11 protein-coding genes are annotated in these 18149 nt (G+C 63.2%); 6 read left to right on the top strand and 5 right to left on the bottom strand.

Annotated features, from left to right (window positions below):
• Genes D1227_RS12315 through D1227_RS12305 form a run of 3 tightly spaced genes read left to right on the top strand, consistent with a single transcriptional unit; the run spans window position 1 to window position 4594 of the window.
• Window positions 1–990, top strand: a complete 990-nt coding sequence (locus tag D1227_RS12315; RefSeq protein ID WP_119404892.1) for an efflux RND transporter periplasmic adaptor subunit — start codon at window positions 1–3, stop codon at window positions 988–990.
• Complete coding sequence (locus tag D1227_RS12310) at window positions 987–4253, top strand: efflux RND transporter permease subunit (protein WP_119404891.1); 3267 nt, start codon at window positions 987–989, stop codon at window positions 4251–4253. Before D1227_RS12315 ends, D1227_RS12310 begins: the two co-directional genes overlap by 4 nt.
• Complete coding sequence (locus D1227_RS12305; protein ID WP_119374751.1) at window positions 4250–4594, top strand: ArsR/SmtB family transcription factor; 345 nt, start codon at window positions 4250–4252, stop codon at window positions 4592–4594. The genes D1227_RS12310 and D1227_RS12305 overlap by 4 nt, the downstream gene beginning before the upstream one ends.
• 49 nt (window positions 4595–4643) lie before the next feature.
• On the opposite strand, the gene D1227_RS12300 is transcribed toward D1227_RS12305, so the two are convergent.
• The 5 genes from D1227_RS12300 to D1227_RS12280 form a co-directional block, all read right to left on the bottom strand.
• Complete coding sequence (locus D1227_RS12300; RefSeq protein WP_119404890.1) at window positions 4644–6233, bottom strand: sodium/sugar symporter; 1590 nt, start codon at window positions 6231–6233, stop codon at window positions 4644–4646.
• A 192-nt stretch (window positions 6234–6425) separates the two neighbouring features.
• Window positions 6426–7643, bottom strand: a complete 1218-nt coding sequence (locus tag D1227_RS12295) for a Gfo/Idh/MocA family protein (RefSeq protein WP_119404889.1) — start codon at window positions 7641–7643, stop codon at window positions 6426–6428.
• Complete coding sequence (locus D1227_RS12290; protein ID WP_119404888.1) at window positions 7640–8566, bottom strand: aldose 1-epimerase; 927 nt, start codon at window positions 8564–8566, stop codon at window positions 7640–7642. The genes D1227_RS12295 and D1227_RS12290 overlap by 4 nt, the downstream gene beginning before the upstream one ends.
• 7 nt (window positions 8567–8573) lie before the next feature.
• Window positions 8574–11039 (bottom strand): glycoside hydrolase family 3 protein, encoded by a 2466-nt coding sequence (locus D1227_RS12285; RefSeq protein ID WP_119404887.1) that lies wholly within the window; start codon window positions 11037–11039, stop codon window positions 8574–8576.
• 215 nt (window positions 11040–11254) lie between these two features.
• Window positions 11255–12970 carry a glycoside hydrolase family 43 protein gene (locus tag D1227_RS12280; protein ID WP_119404886.1) on the bottom strand — a complete coding sequence of 572 codons (1716 nt, stop codon included), beginning with the start codon at window positions 12968–12970 and terminating at the stop codon, window positions 11255–11257.
• A gap of 139 nt (window positions 12971–13109) precedes the next feature.
• On the opposite strand from D1227_RS12280, the gene D1227_RS12275 reads away from it, so the two are divergent.
• The 3 genes from D1227_RS12275 (at window position 13110) to D1227_RS12265 (ending at window position 17940) form a co-directional block, all read left to right on the top strand.
• Window positions 13110–14249 (top strand): endo-1,4-beta-xylanase, encoded by a 1140-nt coding sequence (locus D1227_RS12275; RefSeq protein WP_233350159.1) that lies wholly within the window; start codon window positions 13110–13112, stop codon window positions 14247–14249.
• A 160-nt stretch (window positions 14250–14409) separates the two neighbouring features.
• Window positions 14410–15441, top strand: a complete 1032-nt coding sequence (locus D1227_RS12270) for a LacI family DNA-binding transcriptional regulator (protein ID WP_119374758.1) — start codon at window positions 14410–14412, stop codon at window positions 15439–15441.
• A 78-nt stretch (window positions 15442–15519) separates the two neighbouring features.
• Entirely contained in the window at window positions 15520–17940 is a 2421-nt protein-coding gene (locus D1227_RS12265) for a glycoside hydrolase family 3 N-terminal domain-containing protein (RefSeq protein ID WP_119404884.1), read from the top strand.
• The last annotated feature ends 209 nt before the right edge of the window (window positions 17941–18149 follow it).

Here is an 18149-nt window from a genome sequence, read left to right as displayed (position 1 = left end):
ATGATGATACGCGCGCTTACCCTCGGCCTCGCGGCCTGTGTTGCCGCCCTGTCGGCCGCTGCCCAGACGATCACGATCGACGATACGGTCATCACCGATTACCGGCCGGTCGTCGCCCGCATCGAGGCGACCGACTCGGCAGAAGCCCGCTCGCGCCTGCAGGGGGTTGTGACCAGCCTGCGGATCGATGAAGGCCAGGAAGTGAAGGCTGGCGATGTCATCGCTGTCGTGACCGACGAAACGATCGCCCCGCAGATCTCCGCACTGAGTTCGCGTATTGAGGGCCTGTCGGCCCAGATTCAGCAGCAGACCGAAGACCTCGCGCGGGCCGAGAAATTGCTGGCAGACGGTTTCTATCCGAAAGCGCGCTATGAGCGCGAGCAGACAGCGCTCAACGTCCTGAAATCCAATCTGAAAGCGGCTGAAGACGAACGCCGCAGCGTGTCGGCGCGCCGCTCCGAAGGCGACATTCGCGCCCCGGCCGATGGGCGGGTGACCGATGTCCTCATCGTAGAGGGCAGCGTGGTTTCGCCGGGACAGACGATCGCCCGGCTGGTCACGCTCGAAGGGCTTGTGCGCCTCTCCCTGCCGGAGCGCCACCTGGCCTTTATCGGTGAGGGCAAGGAGTTGCCCTTGCGCCTGCCGGCCCGCAGCGGCGCGGCCCAGTCGGCGCAGATCGTGAAAGTCTATCCGGCGCTGCGTGATGGGGCCGTGATTGCGGACGCTGTTGTCGAAGGCGGCCTGAACGCACTCGTCGGTGAGCGGGCCGACGTGCTTGTTCCGGTTGGCGAACGCACGGCGATCGTCATCCCGGCGGAATTTGTCACCACCCGCTATGGCATCGATTTCGTGAAGGTGAGCGTCGGCGACCGTTTCGTCGAAGCGCCGGTCGTGCTGGCCGAACCGCTCGTGACAACGGGTGAGTTCGAGGTCCTGTCCGGGCTGAAGCGCGGCGATGTCATCATGCTGCCGGAGGCGGAAAACTCATGAAACCCGACATTTCCGGGTCGATCACGCGCGCCACAATCGGGTCGCCGCTGACGCCGCTCGTTTTGCTTGCCGCGCTGGCCGTCGGCCTCGTTGCCCTGCTGACCATTCCGCGTGAGGAAGAGCCACAGATCTCGGTGCCCATGGTCGACATCATGGTGCAGGCGCCGGGCCTGAAGGCCACCGATGTCGTCGAACAGGTGACCGAGCCGCTCGAGGAAATCGTCAAGGCGATTCCGGATGTCGAGCATGTCTACAGCCAGAGCCGCGACGACGGCACCATGGTCACGGCCCGGTTCGTCGTCGGCACCGACGCCGATGACGCCGTGCTCCGCATCCATGAGAAGATCCGCGCGAATATCGACCGCATTCCGCCCGAAGTCCCGATGCCACAGGTTGTCGGGCGCGGGATCGATGATGTGGCGATTGTCACGCTGACCCTGTCGCCGGAGCCGTGGACGGGCGATGTCTGGAACGACACCAGCCTGCGCATGCTGGCTGACGAGTTGCTCAAGGAACTGGTCAAGATCGAGGATGTCGGCCTGACCAGCGTGATTGGCGGGCGGCCGATGGAGCTCAGGGTCGAGCCGGATATTGCCGCGCTCTCCTCCTATGGCATTCCGTTGCAGTCGCTGGTCGAAACTGTCGGCCAGGCCGTTCAGGCGCGTCCGGCCGGCATGGCCCGGGGCGAGGGCGACTCGATCATTGTGCAGGCCGGCGACCGCGTCGACGGGATCGGCACGATCCAGCGCCTGCAGCTGCGCGCCCCGGATGGGCGGACGGTCTATGTCTCGGATGTCGCAACGGTGCGCGTTACCGGCGTCGAGACCGAAGCGCGCGCCTGGACGCTGGAACGGCGCGAAGGCGCGAACGGCTTCGAAGCGCTGCCGGCGGTGACGCTGTCGCTGGCCAAACGGCCGGGCGCCAATGCCGTTGTCGTTGCCGACCAGATCCTCGAACGGCTTGAGCTTCTGGAACGCGAGATGCTGCCGGAAGGCGTGCACATTGCGGTCACCCGGAACTATGGCGAGACGGCCAATCACAAGGCCAACGAACTCCTCTTCCACCTTGGCCTTGCGACCGTGTCCATCGTGGTCCTCATCGCTTTTGCGATTGGCTGGCGCGAGGCGCTGGTGACGCTGATCGTCATCCCGACAACAATCCTGCTGACGCTGTTTGCGTCGCTGATGATGGGCTACACGATCAACCGCGTCAGCCTGTTCGCGCTCATCTTCTCCATCGGCATCCTGGTCGACGATGCAATCGTCATCATCGAGAACATCGCCCGGCACTGGGCGATGGGGGACGGGCGTTCGCGCGTGAAGGCGGCGGTCGATGCCGTCTCCGAGGTCGGCAACCCGACCATCGTGGCGACGCTGACCGTGATCGCGGCCCTGCTGCCGATGATGTTCGTCTCCGGTCTGATGGGGCCGTACATGGCGCCGATCCCGGCCAATGCGTCCGCAGCCATGCTGTTTTCCTTCTTCGTCGCGGTCGGCATAGCGCCCTGGCTGATCATGAAGATCGCCGGCAAGGCGCCCGCTGCCGAACACGCCGAGCATGGTGAAACCCGGCTTGGCCGCTTCTACCGGACCGTCGCCGGCCCGATCGTCGAAAGCCGTCGCAATGCCTGGATCTTCCTCGCAGTTGTCGGTGTGGCGACGATTGCATCGCTCGGCCTGTTCGCGACGACGGCGGTGACGGTCAAGCTGCTGCCCTTCGACAACAAGTCGGAGATCCAGCTGGTCCTTGACCTGCCAGAGGGTGCCGCGCTGGAGGACACCGAACGCAGCCTGTTCGCGCTGGCCGACGCCATGAAGGATGTCGAAGAGGTCGAGTCGATCCAGGCCTATGCCGGCACCGCCGCGCCGTTCAATTTCAACGGCCTGGTGCGCCACTATTTCCTGCGCAAGTCGCCGGAACTGGGTGACCTGCAGGTGAACCTCCTGGAGAAGGGCGAGCGCAAGCGCTCCAGCCATGAAATCGCGCTCGACCTGCGTGAGCGGATCAAGGCGATCCCGCTGCCGGACGGGGCGAGTGCAAAGGTGGTCGAAGTCCCGCCGGGCCCGCCCGTCCTGTCGACGCTGCTGGCCGAGATCTACGGCCCGGATGCCGAGACACGCCGGCGCACGGCTGATGTCGTGGAGCAGCTTTTCCGCGAAACGCCGTTCATCGTCGATGTCGACAATTCCTTCGGTGGCCACCAGCCGCGCCTCGTCCTGTCGGTCGACAAGATCGTGGCCAACGACCAGGGCGTCGCTGAGCAGGACGTGCTCGACACGGTCGGGCTGGTCTATTCGGGACGCACCGTCGGTGTCGCCCCGCGCGGCGGCGGACGTGATCCGCTGCCGGTGACGATCCGCTTGCCGAAGTCCGAGCGTGTCTGGTCTGAAACCACCGCGACCATCCCGGTCGCCCGGCGGTTCGCGCCTGCCGGAAGCATGCCGGCGGAAATGGGCACCCTGATCACGACATCCATGGATGCCGGCTCGACCAATGTGTTCCGCCGCGACGGCTATTTCGCCGATATGGTCATGGGCGAACTGGCAGGCCGGTTCGAAGCGCCGATCTACGGCATGATGGAAGTACAGGACAGGATCGCGGCCTATGACTGGGCCGGGGCCGGTCTCGAACAGCCCGCTGTGCGTCTTTACGGCCAGCCGGAAGACGAGACAGTGCCGTCCGTGCTCTGGGATGGCGAATGGGAGATCACCTATGTGACCTTCCGGGATATGGGGCTCGCCTTCGGTGTGGCGCTGATCGGGATCTACATCCTGGTGGTCGCCCAGTTCGGGACCTTCCGCACACCGCTCCTGATCCTGACGCCGGTTCCGCTGACGCTGATCGGTATCATGATCGGGCACTGGATCTTCGGGGCCGCCTTCACGGCAACCTCCATGATCGGCTTCATTGCGCTGGCCGGGATCATCGTGCGCAACTCGATCCTGTTGGTCGACTTCGTCAAGCACCGCCAGGATGAGACCACACCGTTGAAGGACGTCCTGCTTGATGCCGGGGCCATCCGCTTCAAGCCGATCCTGCTGACGGCGCTGGCCGCGATGATCGGTGCAGCGGTGATCCTGAGCGACCCGATCTTCCAGGGCCTCGCGATCTCGCTACTGTTCGGGCTTGCTTCTTCAACCGCGCTGACTGTGCTTGTTATACCGGCGATCTATGTCGCCCTCAGAGGGCCGGATTGGTTGCCCGCACCTGAAGCGGAAACCGACACCGGTTCGCATCCAGCCACGGAAGCTTCGCCTGTATGAGCCAGCCAGCCAATCATCCTGCGTCGCCGGACGCCTTCGACGTCCTGTCGTCGCAGATCGAGGAAGCCTGCGGGACGCTGAGGGCCATGGCCAATGAGACGCGCCTGAAGATTCTCTGCTCGCTGGCGGCCGGTGAAATGCCGGTCAACCAGCTCGCCGAGGCGGTCGGCCAATCCCTGTCGGCCGTGTCCCAGCACCTTGCCAAGCTGCGGGCGGAGGGGCTGGTTGAAACCCGCCGCGATGCCCAGACGATCTACTATCGCGCGACAGGCGGGGTCGGCATGGCCGTGATTGAAACACTGTGCCGCTATTTCGGCGACGAGGCGGCAAAGTCCGCCTGACGGGGCAGGGCTCCCTCCCCGACAAGACGATCAAGACAGCCGTGGCCGCTTACCAGTAGGCGACGTAGATCCCGGCGAGGATCAGCACGATCAGCACCGCGGCGATGTTGAAGCCGGTCCGTGTGTGGAACTCGATGCCGCCAAGGTCGACCGGTTGTTCGGGTTTCGGCGCCCTGGTCATCAGCGACACGATCGCGCCGATGACGAGGCAGGTCAGGAACACGATCCAGATCCGCAGGACGAAGGGCAGCTCCGGCAGCGCAATCGAGGCGATGACGCTGAGCACGACCGACGAGATCAGCAGGGCGAAGGCGCCCGCCTCGTTGGCGCGCTTCCAGAAGAAGCCCAGCAGGAAGACCGCGACAACGCCCGGCGCGATGAAGCCGGTATATTCCTGGATGGTCTGGAAGGCGCTTTCCATGCCGCCAAGGAAGGGCTTGGCGAGGATGAGCGCGATCACCATGGCGGTCAGCGCCGTCAGCCGGCCGACCAGCACATAGTGGCCTTCCGTGCGCTCCTTGGCGATGTAGTCGCGATAGATGTCCATGGTGAAGATCGTCGAGATCGAGTTCATCATCGAGGCGAGCGAGGAGACGATCGCGGCAATCAGCGCTGCGAAGACGAGGCCGCGCAGGCCGCCGGGCACGAGGGTCATGAGCACGCCATAGGTGCTGTCGGGCCGGGCCGACAGTTTGGCCATGTCGAGCTGGCCATTCTGGGCCAGCCACAAGGCGGCAATGCCCGGGATCACCACGATGACCGGGATGAGCAGCTTCAGGAAGGCGGCAAAAGCAAGCCCCTTCTGGGCTTCCGGCAAGCTCTCTGCGCCCAGCGCGCGCTGGATGATGTACTGGTTGAAGCCCCAATAGGAGAAGTGCAGCACCCAGAGCCCGCCAAGCAGGGTCCAGATGCCCGGAAGGTCGCCATAGTTGGGATGGTCCGGCTTGAGGATCATGTTGAAGTGGCCGGGGATCTCGCCCATCAGCGTGGCGAGACCGGCCATGGCGCCGTCTTCACCGCCAACGAGGCCGAGTGAAATCCAGAGGATCGCAAAGCCGCCAAGGATCAGGATGACGACCTGGATGATGTCGGTCATCGCGACGGCTTTCAGCCCGCCATAAAGCGAGTAGAGAACGGCAAATGCGGCAAGGCCGAGCATCGCCGGCAGGACCGCCCAGCCGGTGACCGCCGAGATGGCCAGCCCGCCCAGCCACAGGATCGAGGTCAGGTTCACCGCCGTGTAGAGGATGATCCAGAATACCGCCATGATCGATTTGACCTCCGGCCCGAAGCGGGTCTCGAGGAATTGCGGCATGGTGAAGATCTTCCGCTCCAGGAAGATTGGCAGGAAGAATTTGGCGACGATCAGCAGGACGATGGCCGCCTGCCACTCATAGGCGGCAATGGCGAGGCCGACGACGAAGCCCTGTCCGGACTGGCCTATGATCTGCTCGGCGGAAATATTGGCCGCGATCAGCGAGGCGCCGATGGCCCACCAGGGTAGCGCCTTGCCGGCAAGGAAATAGTCTTCGGTGTCTTTCTGGTGGCCCGCAGGCTCACGCGATACCAGGATTGCGATCGCGAACAGCGCGATTGCGTAAACCCCGACAATGACAAGGTCGATCGTCTCTAGTGCCATACTGTGTGCCTCCCCGCACAAAGCGATATGTGCCGGTCAGCGTTTCTTGTTGTCTGGCTGGCCGGTGCGAGAAAAACCCTTCAGGCCTTATCCCGCCCGGCGTCAATAGCGACGGCGTATCGTGCGTTAAAGCGGCTGCTTGATGCGTTGAAGCGGAAGACCGGTCTCCCGGGAGACCGGTCTTCAACGCCATCACTTCATCCGGCCGTCCGGCATCAGGGAGACGGCCTGGCCGGTTTCGGCAGCCTTGTAGATCGCTTCGATGAGGCGGATATCGCGCAGGCCCATGGCGCCCGGCGTGCGGATCTCGATATCGTCGCGGATGGCGTCCGCGAAGTGGTCGAGCTGGGCGGCGAACTGTATCGCGGGGTCGCCCGGATTGAGCTCTTCCGAGCTGCGATCGCGGCGAAGCGTCATGCGCAGGCCGCCATAGCTGGTCGCCGGGTCCATTTCGAGGACGCCGCGCGTGCCCCGCACGAGCGCGCGGTTCGAACCGGAAGCGTCATAGGAGGTCGACAGCTGGGCAACGGCGCCGGACGGGAACTGCATCTGCGTCTGCACGGAGGCAAAGATTTCCGCAAAGCGCGGATCGCCTTCCGGCTGGAAGGTCCGCGCGCTGATCGTGCTTGGCATTTCATTCGAGAGATAGAGCGCGGACTGCAGGCCGTAGAGGCCGTAATCCTCAAGCGGGCCGCCGCCGGCGAGGGCGCGATTGGCGCGCCAGTTATCGGCCGGCGTGGTCGGCCCCATCCGGTAATGCTGGCCGGTCCGGATCAGCCGGATATCGCCGACAGCGCCTTCATCCATCAGCTCCATCGCGCGCATGTTGAACGGCTCGAAGTGGCAGCGATAGGCGATCATCAGCTTGCGGTCGGCGGCACGGGCCGCGGCGATCATGCGTTCGCATTCGGCGCTGTTGAGCGCCATGGGTTTCTCGCAGAGGACGTGCTTGCCCGCCGCAAAGGCCTTCTCCGCCCACTCGGCATGCAGTCCGCTCGGCAGAACGATATAGACCGCATCGACCCGGTCATCGGAGGCGATCTCGTCGAAATTGTCATAGGAGTAGCGCGCATCCGGCGCCACGCCATAGGCGTCCCCGACCCGGTTTGCCTTGTCGGCATTGCCCGAGACGACCGCCGCGATATGGGCGCGCCGGGCGTTCACGAAGTTGGGCATCATCTGATTCAGCGCGAAGCCGCCAAGTCCGATGACTGCGATGCCGACGCTGTCAGCGGCCCCTTTCTCGGGCGGGGTATCAGGCAGGCGAACATTGCCCGGCATGGGCTGGCCGATGGCGCGAACGCCGGACCCGTCAGATGTCTGCGCGCCAGCGCAGCCAAAGAGCGGCACGGCGGCCGTCACGCCGGCAAGCTGGAGGAGACGTCTGCGGTCCTGATCAAAGCGGGTCATGCGGAACTGTCCTTTCTGTCTGGCGCGTCTGGACGCTTCTCAACGTCGATCGCGACGGAAAAATCGAGACTTTCGCCGGGCTTCAGCGCGTGCAGACCCGTCTCGACGGTCTGGTCCATTTCGAACGCGCCATTGATCTGGGACACAGGTTCGAAACAGAAAAAGGGCGCGCTCGGAGGGATATAGACCACTGCGCCGGCAGGTGAAGCATTTGTCCTGACGGTTATCTCGAGGCCCTCCTCCGGCTGGCGGATTATCGCAACGCCGTCCCAGCCAGCATAGCCATGGTCCAGATCGCGAAGGCGCACGGCTGTGTCCTGCGAAAAGTCGGTCGTCGGGGTCAGCGGTTCAACCTGAAGCGGGCCATGGTTCATCGGCTCGATCATGCCGGCCGCGTTGAACTGCAGTTGCGTCTGGTCGTTCCTCGGAAAATAGGGGTGAAAGCCGAGGCCGACGGGCATGGCGCTGGTGTCGAGGTTGGTCACTTTGAGGGACAGGCTGACCCGGCCCGGCATCAGCCTGATGAGCTGGCTGCACTCATAGGTCCAGGGCCACCAGCCTGCGCTGGCCATCCACATCCGGATCGAAGCGTCGTCCTGATGGGTCACTGTCCAGGCGCTCGTCCAGCCCTCGCCGTGGATGGCGTGCTCATCGCCGTCCCAGTTGCGCTTCAAGGTGTGGGGGCACCCCCCGAATTCGAACGTGCCGCCCCTGATCCGGTTGGAGAACGGCACCAGCGGAAAGCAGCCGGCGTCAAACACCCTCATGGCGTCTGGCCGGGCATCGGGCTGGAACACGTCCACCCCCCCGAATGAGAGGGAGACGATGCGGCCGCCCACGCCGGGCTGGACGGCCATGTCGAAGCCGTGAGCCGACAGGTAGCAAAGCGCCGCCTTGTCCGACAGTTCGGTCGTCCCGGGCATTGCTGGATCAATCACCCGGACAGGTCTCTGCGGCGTCTGCGTCCTCGACGAGTCTTGCCTCGGAGATGGCGAGCTCGCCGGGCCCACTCGCCTCAACGTAGATGGGCGCAATGATGGAGGTGAGATCGATATCGCTGAAGCAGCTCAGCGAGATGCGGACATCCGTCCAGTCGCCATTGCCGAGGTCGGCGGGGGAAAGCTCACGCGAACTGCGGCAGTCTTCGCCTTCGCACGCCATGCCGATCGAAACGGGCGATGTCAGGGTCGAGCGCAATGTCAGCAGGAGTTCGATGTCGGCATTGGATTCGCGGACAAGGTCGCTGACGGAGCCGTCTGTGAAGGACACCCAGCCGCCGGTGTCTCCGAAGGTCAGGGAGATGGCATCTTCCTGGGCGCGATGGTCGACGCGGCTCTCGCTGACGGTGCCAGACTTGAAGATGCGCATGTTCGCGCTGTAGCTGCCATTGGCGAAATAGACATTGGTGTTGCCGCTGGCCTGCAGGGTGTCGGGCACGGTTTCGTCCAGCGTGGCCACCTCGCCAGGTTCGGCATAGGAGAGGCCGTAGCCATAGGCGAAGAGCGGATCGTAGGTCTCGTCGCCGACATTGAGCGGGCCCTGGTCAGGGCGCTTTGGCCAGGAATAGGAGAGCTTGCCGGTAAAGTCATAACGTGGCGAGCCATCCTCGGCGGCGACCAGAACGTCGGCAACGCCTGTTCCTTCGCTGCCGGGAAGCCAGGCGGCGACAAACGCATCAGAGGCGTTGAGCTCCGGGTTCACCCACATCGGGCGGCCGGACAGGAAGACGCTCACGGTCGGAATGCCGTCTGCCTGCAGCTTGCGGAGAAGCTCGATTTCCTTCGAGCCGGCGGCATCATAGGCCAGATGATCGACGTCACCGCGGAACTCGGCATAGGGATCCTCGCCAAACACGATGATCGCGACATCGGGTTTCTCGTCGTAGCTGCCGTCAGGGCTGTGAGTGACGTTGTTCGCGGCTTCAGACAGGCCATCGAGGATGGAGGCGCCGTTCGGGAATTCTTCATTGTCGATGCCGCCGCCCTGCCAGGTCAGCGTCCAGCCGCCGGACTGTTTGGAGATGCTGTCAGCGCCGTCGCCAGCGACCATGATGTTCGCGGTTGGCGCAATCGGAAGGACGCCGTCATTCTTTAGAAGGACCAGCGACTCGCGCACCGCCTGACGGGCGACCGCGCGGTGTTCGGGTGAGCCGAGCAGGTCTGTGCGCCCGGCCAGGGGGCGCTCAGATGGACGCCCCTCTTCGAACAGGCCGTAATGGAGCTTGGCGCGGAGGACGCGGCGGACGGCATCGTCGAGGCGCGCCATCGGAATCTCGCCGCTCTTTACCTGCTCGAGCGTGTTCTCATAGAGGCCCTTCCAGCTGTCGGGTGCCATGTACATGTCGATGCCGGCGATCAGCGCTTCCGGGCAGTCCTCATTGGTGCAGCCATCGATCTGTCCATGCGCGTTCCAGTCGCTGACGATAAAGCCGTCAAAGCCCATCCTGTCTTTCAGGACATCTGTCAGCAGGTACTTGTCGCCTGTCGTCTTCGTGCCGTTCCAGCTTGAGAAGGTCGCCATGATGGACAGTGCGCCTGCCTCGATGGCGGGCGGATAGCCGGCGCCATGGATGCGTGCGAGTTCGGCCTCGGACACTTTCGTGTCGCCCTGGTCCTGGCCGCCCTGCGTGCCGCCATCGCCGAGATAATGCTTGGCGGTCGAGATGACGTGGGTCTCGTCCAGGAAGTCATCCGCGCCGAATTCGCCCTGCAGGCCTTCGACGATGGCTGCGGAATAGGAGGCGACGACTTCGGGGTCCTCGGCGAAGCCTTCATAGGTACGGCCCCAGCGGTCATCGCGCGGGACGGCAACGGTGGGCGCGAAGGTCCAGTCATGGCCGGTGACGCGAAGCTCTGTGGCGGTCACTTCCGCAATCTTCTCGATCAGCTCCGGATTACGCGCGGCGCCAAGGCCGATATTGTGCGGGAAAACGGTGCCGCCGATGACGTTGTTGTGGCCGTGGACAGCATCGATACCCCAGATGATCGGGATCGCGATCTCGACACCTTCGGGATCAACAGAGGCGGCGTAGAAAGCATCGGTGGCGGCCACCCATTCCTCGACGCTGGCGTATGGCTTGCCATTGGGGGCCGAGTTGCCGCCGCTGAGCACCGAGCCGAGCCGGTAGGTCTTCACATCCTCAGGGGTGACCGAGCCATTGTCGGCCTGGATGACCTGGCCGACTTTCTGCTCCAGCGTCATCTTGGCCATGATCTCGTCAATGCGCGCCTCGATCGCCGGATCGATGAGATTGCTCTCGACGGCGGGCCAGACTGACTCCTCTGCAGCAGGCTCAGGGCTCGTCGCGCTATCTGGATCCGGGGCTGAGCGGGCACAGCCTGCAAGCAAGAGCCCGGCTGCCGCCGCGAGGGCATACCATGAAGTTTTGTGGCGCATGATCGTGTCTCCCCTTTTCGCCGTATCGCTGTTCTCCGCATGTCTCTGCGGGGCGCTTTCAGTTGAGGTTCGCGGGTCCCACCCGAGAATGTTGGCGTTAACATTTTCGCTAGACGAAATTAAATCCAAGCGCAACGGAAAAGCCGAAAGCGCAGGACGGAAGGTTGCTGGCGACGGCCGCCGCTCACCGCGCCGAGGGTCTGGCGCATGTCTGGTCAGCGCGCGGCGGCGCCTGCATAGAGCCCGAAGGTGGCGCCGACAAAGCCGCCTGCGACCCGGGTCGAGAGGATCTTGCCATCAAGGCCCGTGGCGATGGCGGTCCAATCCTCGTTGCCCGGTTCGCGGAAAGCGAAGTCATAGGCATCCTTGCGGGCGGTGATCCTGAGCTCGGCCGCCTCGCCGGAAAACGGCGCTGTCGCCACGACTGTTCCCTCGATGGGCTGGTCGGCGCCGGCGCGCTGGCGCAGGACGATTTGAGGCTCACCCGCATCCGAGACGGTCAGGCCGAGCGCGTAGAAATATTCATCGCTTTGCAGCACGGCGAGCCCAGCTTCATCGCCCGGGGATTCGGGGCTGAACGCGACCTTCGTCGTGGCGACAGCGTTCTGGTGCTGCTGGCGCCGGCCGAGATAGGAAGGCTGCGTCCTGGAGCCGAGCTCGACGGGCCTTGCGTCCAATACCAGGGCGCCGCCGTCCAGCGCCCACCAGTCTGACTGGGGCACGCGCAACGTCATCCAGTGGAACGGCAGCGTCTCGCCATCGAAGTCCTCACGCACCGTGAAATTGCCGGACAACGGCACGTGCTCGCCGATCGTGCCGAGCGGGGCAGGGCGGGTGTCCATCCTGTAGTGCACCTCTTCCTCGCCTTCGAGGATGACCGGCCAGCCATCCTTCCAGTCGACCGGCATCAGGAAGGTCTCGCGGCCCGTATTGTACAGGTCGCCCTCATAGGGCCGCACGCCGAGGAAGGTCGCCCACCAGTTGCCGTCGGCGTCCTGGACAAGGTCTGCATGGCCAACAGACGTGATCGGGTTGGGGCGGTCTTCCGGCAGGTGGCGCTGGGTGAGGATCGGATTGTTCTCATACGGCTCGTAGGGGCCCGTCAGCGCTTTGGAGCGCAGCACGACCTGCGAATGATCGACGGCGGTGCCGCCTTCTGCTGCGCTCAGATAATACCAGTCGCCGACATGGTAGATATGCGGGCCCTCGATCCAGATCGGCTTTTCCTCGGGGCGCACGCCGCCATCGATCAGCACGATCGGTTCTGAGATGGACTGGAAGGTGTCAGGATCGATCTGGCGGAACCAGATGGCGCGGTGCCCGGGATAGGTCGAACCGCCCGGTGGCTCATCATTGTTCATGATCCAGACCGAGCCGTCTTCCTCGAAGAAGAGCGATGGGTCGATGCCGCCCACCTCCGGCAGCCAGACCGGATCTGACCATGGGCCGGCCGGATCGGTCGCGGTGACAATGAAGTTGCCGCCGCAATCGACGCAGGTATTGGCGACATGGAAGACGCCGTCATGATACTCGATGGTCGGCGCAAACACGCCGCGCGACAGGCCGAGCCCGTCAAAGTCGAGCATGCCGGGCCTGTCGATGACATTGCCGATCTGCTCCCAGTGGACGAGGTCCTTGCTGTGGAAGACCGGGATGCCGGGGAAGTATGAAAAGGTCGAATGGACGAGGTAATAGCCATCCGGGCCGCGGGTCACGCTTGGATCGGGGTAGAAGCCCGCAAGGACCGGATTGAGGTAGCCTTCGGAGCCGGGCGGATCGCTGAAGGCCGGATCGTTTCCGGTGTATTCGAACCAGTCGAATGAGGCCGACAGTGCGGTGGAGGGGGCGGGCGCATCATCAGTCGCCGGCGCAGACGAACAGGCCGAAAGGGCCAGAAGGACCATCGCCGAAACAATCGAATTTCTTGACATCTGAAGAGCCCCTCCCTTGAGGCGGATGGATATTTTTCTCGCGGACTGGACGCCAGCCACGATTTGTTGTTAGCGTTATCATAAAGTTTCGGAGAGCCATGGCAAGACCTGGCCGGTGACCTATTCGAGGGAGACAATGATGAACGGGCTTTCGCGGCGTGACTGGTTGAAAATGGGGGCCGGCGCATCGGCCTTTGCAGGGCTTGGCGGTTGCGTTGCCGCCGGAGAAAGCGCTGCAGGTAATGCGGCAACAGGCCCGGGCCTGCATGAGCTTGCGGCGGAAAAAGGTATCCGCTTCGGCTCTGCCATGGCGGCGCACCAGCTGGACGATCCCCAGTATCTCGACATCATCCGCCGCGAATGTGCGACCATCGTCGCCGAAAATGAGCACAAATGGTACACGGTCTATCCCGAGCCGGATGTCGTGAACTTCGAGCCGGCCGACCGGCTGGCGGCGTTCTCGAAGGAAAACGGCCTGACCATGCGCGGCCATACGCTGCTCTGGCATCGCAGCATCTGGTCGCCCGACTGGGTGAACGCGCTGGACTTCGCGAGCGCTGCTGAGACGGAGCAATTCGTCGGCCCGCGCATCGCACAGATGGCCTCGCGCTATCACCCCTTCATCTACTCCTGGGATGTCGTGAACGAAGCCGTCAGCGATGAAACAGGCGAGTTCCGGGAGACGTCTCTATCGAAAAGGATGGGCGAGCGGCTGATGGATTTCTGCTTTGCGGTCGCCAAGGAAAACGCGCCGGATGCAAAGCTTGTCTACAATGATTTCATGAGCTGGGAAGATACCAGCACGCTTCACCGGGCAGGGGTGCTGCGCCTGCTGGAAGGCATGCTCAAGCGGGGCGTGCCCATCGATGGCGTCGGCCTCCAGAGCCATTCGAACTATGAGATGCCGGACGAGTTCACCCGCCAGAAGCAGAAGAACTGGATCGCCTTCTGCGACGAGATCGTGGGCATGGGGCTTGAGCTCTACATCACCGAGTTTGACGTCAACGACACCGATCTTCGTCCCGACATCGCTTATCGAGACCGCCTGATCGCGGATTACACGCGTGAGTATTTCGACCTGATGCTGACCTATCCCCAGCTGAAGGAAGTCCTGATCTGGGGAATGGTGGATGACCAGAACTGGCTGCAGGGCTTCCTTCCCAGGACTGACGGGGTCCTGAAACGCCCGACGGTTTACGATGAAAACTACAAAGCAAAGTCCATGCGCAGCGCCATTGCCGAAGCGCTCCGTGCGGCTGACTATCGCCAGCCCATCTGATCCGATCGCGCCAGGGTCGATTATCGGCAGGGTCCGCTCAATCACAAGAATCGGGCTAATTGTCGCAAATAGTTCGCGCTAACACTGAAGGTTCTTGCCATTCCAGCAAGCAGGGCGATACTGACCTTGCCTGCAAAAAAATGGACTGGACGAAAGAAAATTGAACAAGCGTCAGCCGATTACAATCAAGGAAGTCGCCGAGAAGGCTGGCGTCTCCCAAATGACTGTCTCAAGGGTGCTCAACAAGCAGAAGCTTGTGAAGGCATCGACACGTGAGCGCGTCGAAGCGGCCATCGCAGCGCTGAACTACAAACCGAATCTGATGGCGCGCGGGCTTGCCGGCGGCCGGTCGAAACTGATCGGGCTTGCCTATTACAACCCCAGTCCGAGTTATCTGAGTGCCCTCGTGGTCAGCGCCCTCAAGCACTGCCGCGATCTCGGGCATCACCTCGTCATCGAAGACCTCTCGGATATCGAAGACGGCCTCGACACGACCATGATCCTGAAGCGGTTGAGCTCCATCCAGCTGGACGGTCTCATCCTCGCCCCGCCCCTGAGCGGCAATACCAAGCTGCTGGAGCTGATGCAGGACATTGGTATTCCGACCGTCCTGCTTGGCAGCACCGATGACCGGTTCAAGCAGTCGAGCGTCGTGTTCGACGACAGGGCGGCTGCTTACACGATGACCTGTCATCTGATCGACCTTGGACACAAGAAGATCGGCTTCATTCGAGGGCCGCACGAACTGCCCTGGAGCCGCAAGCGCCAGGAAGGGTATGAGCAGGCGCTTATCGACAAGGGAATCCAGATCGACAAAAAGCTCATCCTGGAAGGCGATTTCACCTTCCGCACGGGGATGCACCGCGGAGATGACCTCCTGGAACTGCCCGACCGTCCCACTGCGATCTTCGCAAGCAATGACGACATGGCCGCGGGCGTCATCGCGGCCGCCCAACGCCGTTCGATCCAGATCCCGAAGGAGCTGTCCGTCGTCGGGTTCGACGATACAGCCATTGCCGCCGCGATCTGGCCGCGCCTGACGACGGTTCGCCAGCCGATCGCCGAAATGGCGCAAGCCTCGGTGGACATCATCTCGGATGTGACGGCCGAAAGCTGGAATGGCGAGCCCGTGCGCCTGGTCAATGACAGCATCCACATCGTTGAGCGAGAAAGTCTCGCGCCGCCTGCCTGAGCGCGTCGAAAACAGTTTACAGGTCGCGTCTGTCGTCATTATGTTAGCCCTATCATAAAATGACAGGGAGTGACGTCGATGCGCGATTCTAGAAGCGGCACAGGGCAATTCAAGCACAGCTTGCTGAAGCGGCTTGGCGCAGCAACGGCTGCGGTTTGTCTCGCGGTTGCCTGCCAGAACGCAGCCGGTCTTCAGGCCACGTCTCAGGCGCAGCAAGTCTCGGACGACGACGCACCGTACAGGAATGCGAGCCTCAGCGTTGATGCGCGCGTGGAAGACCTGCTCTCACGCATGACGCTCGAGGAGAAGATCGCCCAGATCACAACGATCTGGACTACCAAGACCGAGCTGTTCGACGAAGACGGCAAGTTCGATCCCGCGCTGGCCGAGGCAGCCTATCCTTCAGGCTTTGGCCATTTTGCCCGGCCGAATGACCTTCAGGGCCCGTCGAGCCCGCTGGAGCAGCCCTTCAGGGATGAGGCGCAGACGGTCGAACTGGTCAATGCGATCCAGAAGTATGCCGTCGAGGAGACGCGTCTCGGCATCCCCGTCCTGTTCCACGAAGAAGGCCTGCACGGCTATGCCGCGCGCGGGGCGACCTCCTTCCCGCAAGCGATCGGCCTTGCCTCGACCTGGGACCCTGAGCTGATCGAGGACATCTATTCCGTTGTTGCCCGCGAGATCCGGGCGCGCGGGCCGCACATGGTGCTCTCGCCAGTGGTCGATGTGGCGCGCGATCCGCGCTGGGGCCGCATCGAGGAGACCTATGGCGAAGACCCTTATCTCGCCGGGGAGATTGGCCTTGCCGCCGTTTATGGCTTCCAGGGACGCACCCTGCCGCTGGCAGACGACAAGGTTTTCGCGACGCTGAAACACATGACCGGCCACGGACAGCCTGAAAGCGGCACAAATGTCGGCCCGTCCAACCTCTCGGAACGTATCCTGCGCGAGGTCTTCTTCCCGCCGTTTGAACACATCGTGGAGAACTCGGAAATCCGCAGCCTGATGGCGTCGTACAATGAAATCGACGGCGTGCCCTCGCATGCCAATGGCTGGCTGCTGAATGATGTCCTGCGCGGCGAGTGGGGCTTCAAGGGTGGTGTTGTCAGCGACTATTGGGGCATTGACGATCTCGTTCGCCTGCACGGCGTCGAGCCGGACATGGAAGCAGCCGCCGTACGTGCTCTGAAAGCCGGCGTCGACTTCGACCTGCCGGATGGCAATGCGTTCAAGCTGCTCCCTGATGCACTGGAAAAAGGCCTCGTCACCGAAGAGGAAATCGACACCGCTGTCCGGCGCATGCTCGAGATCAAATTCCTCTCCGGCATGTTCGAGGATCCATATGCGGACGCCGCCTATGCCGAAGAGATCACCGACAATGCAGACGCGCGCGCGCTTGCTGAAGAGGCGGCGCGCAAGTCGATCGTCCTCTTGAAGAATGACGGTGTCCTGCCGCTGGACAAGGGTGCGTTTGGCAAGATCGCCGTTATCGGACCGAATGCAGACGCGGTGCGTCTCGGCGGCTATTCTGACGTCCCGACCCGTGTCCTCACCGTCCTTGACGGGATCGAGGCTGAGGTCGGCGACGCCGCAGAAATCGTTCATCATCCGGGCGTCGAGATCACCTCGCAGGGCGACTGGTGGGAGAATGAGATCATCCTCGCCGACCGCGAGGCGAACCTCGCCATGATCGAGGAGGCCAAATCGGTCGCAGAAAGCGCGGATGTGATCATCCTCGTCATCGGCGGCACGGAAGCGACCAGCCGCGAGGGCTGGGACAATCAGCACCTCGGCGACCGCACCGACATCGAACTTGTCGGCGAGCAACAGGAGCTGGCGGACGCGATGTTCGCGCTCGGCAAGCCTGTCGTCACCGTGCTGATCAATGGCAAGCCCCTTGGCGTCGATGAGGTTGCAGAGAAGACCAATGCGCTGGTCGAGGGCTGGTATCTCGGCCAGGAGGGCGGCACCGCGATGGCCGACGTCCTGTTCGGCGACTACAATCCCGGCGGCAAGCTGCCGGTGACGATGGCCCGCTCGGTCGGCCAGCTGCCGCTCGTCTACAATCACAAGCCGAGTGCGCTGCGCGGGTATCTCTTCGATACGACCGAGCCGCTTTATCCGTTCGGCTATGGGCTGTCCTACACCACATTCGACATCAGCGCGCCGACGCTTTCGTCCGCCACGATCGGTGTCGATGGCGAGGTGACCGTGACGGTCGATGTGACCAATACCGGCGATATGGCCGGCGACGAAGTGGTGCAGCTTTACATTCGCGACCTCGTCGCCTCGGTCACCCGGCCGGTGAAGGAACTGCGCGGCTTCGAGCGGGTCACGCTCCAGCCGGGCGAGACGAAGACCGTGAGCTTCACCCTTGGCGAAAAGGATTTCCGCTTCTGGAACAAGGATATGGAGCGGATCGTCGAACCCGGTGAGTTTGAGATCATGACGGGCTCAAGCTCTGCCGACACGCAAAGCGTCACGCTGAGCGTGGAGTAGGGCGAGCCCCAGGCTCTGGCGGCCACGCTCCTTTTCGCGCGCGAACGCGGCTGAAAGGTGAGTGTGGCCGCGCGCCACGCTCTGTGCCGGGCCTGACATGGACAAGGGCGACGCTCCCCAACCAGACGCCCCCCTTTAAATTCTGATCGCGCAAAAAAATGCGGCGGACCTGGAAGGCCCGCCGCATATCGTTTTGCTCTGGAAGAGGG

The organism is Henriciella mobilis (assembly GCF_003576315.1).
Taxonomy (GTDB): Bacteria; Pseudomonadota; Alphaproteobacteria; order Caulobacterales; family Hyphomonadaceae; genus Henriciella; species Henriciella mobilis.
The sequence above is the reverse complement of the archived record's forward strand: the minus strand, read 5'-3'. Positions and strand labels throughout refer to the sequence as shown.

Bases quoted from the DNA above. Each gene is read 5' to 3' on its own strand.
- D1227_RS12280 (WP_119404886.1), bottom strand. From the start codon at position 12,970: ATGTCAAGAAATTCGATTGTTTCGGCGATGGTCCTTCTGGCCCTTTCG.
- D1227_RS12285 (WP_119404887.1), bottom strand. From the start codon at position 11,039: ATGCGCCACAAAACTTCATGGTATGCCCTCGCGGCGGCAGCCGGGCTC.
- D1227_RS12265 (WP_119404884.1), top strand. From the start codon at position 15,520: ATGCGCGATTCTAGAAGCGGCACAGGGCAATTCAAGCACAGCTTGCTG.
- D1227_RS12275 (WP_233350159.1), top strand. From the start codon at position 13,110: ATGAACGGGCTTTCGCGGCGTGACTGGTTGAAAATGGGGGCCGGCGCA.
- D1227_RS12295 (WP_119404889.1), bottom strand. From the start codon at position 7,643: ATGACCCGCTTTGATCAGGACCGCAGACGTCTCCTCCAGCTTGCCGGC.
- D1227_RS12310 (WP_119404891.1), top strand. From the start codon at position 987: ATGAAACCCGACATTTCCGGGTCGATCACGCGCGCCACAATCGGGTCG.
- D1227_RS12300 (WP_119404890.1), bottom strand. From the start codon at position 6,233: ATGGCACTAGAGACGATCGACCTTGTCATTGTCGGGGTTTACGCAATC.
- D1227_RS12315 (WP_119404892.1), top strand. From the start codon at position 1: ATGATGATACGCGCGCTTACCCTCGGCCTCGCGGCCTGTGTTGCCGCC.
- D1227_RS12290 (WP_119404888.1), bottom strand. From the start codon at position 8,566: ATGCCCGGGACGACCGAACTGTCGGACAAGGCGGCGCTTTGCTACCTG.
- D1227_RS12305 (WP_119374751.1), top strand. From the start codon at position 4,250: ATGAGCCAGCCAGCCAATCATCCTGCGTCGCCGGACGCCTTCGACGTC.